A 501-nucleotide genomic window follows, 5' to 3' on the forward strand; every position below is an offset into this window, starting at 1 on the left:
CGCCCGGGCATGCTGTTGTTCGGTTTGCTCCCGCTGGCTCTGCTCGGGGTCTACATCCTGGTCCAGGCTCGCCGCCGGCGCCGGCTGCGCCGGTTCACCGAGACGAGCGTGCCGCAGTCGCTGGCGCGTCACATCCCGATCGCGGTGTCGCTGCTCAGCCTGGTTCTGCTGACCATCGCGCTCGCGACCCCCACCCACGACATGCGCATCCCGCGCAACCGGGCCGTCATCGTGCTGGTCATCGACATGTCGCAGTCCATGCGGGCGACCGACGTGCCGCCCAACCGGCTCAAGGCCGCCGAGGAGGCGGCCACCCAGTTCGCCACCCAGCTGACGCCGGGCATCAACCTGGGGCTGGTCGGCTTCGCGGGCACGCCGTACCTGCTGGTCGCCCCGACGACCAACCGCCAGGCGGTCAAGGCCGCGATCGACAGCCTCAAGCCGGCCCCCAAGACCGCGACGGGCGAGGGCCTGTTCACCGCGCTGCAGGCCATCGCGACG

1 protein-coding gene is annotated in these 501 nt (G+C 71.5%); it reads left to right on the forward strand.

Translation table 11 applies throughout. The features are described from left to right. Positions 1-9: 9 nt before the first annotated feature. Positions 10-501, forward strand: a 492-nt coding sequence (locus tag A5680_RS16835; RefSeq protein ID WP_156675146.1) for a VWA domain-containing protein, incomplete at its 3' end; no start/stop codon positions are given.

This window comes from Mycobacterium sp. E2989 (genome assembly GCF_001667595.1).
Classification (GTDB): domain Bacteria; phylum Actinomycetota; class Actinomycetes; order Mycobacteriales; family Mycobacteriaceae; genus Mycobacterium.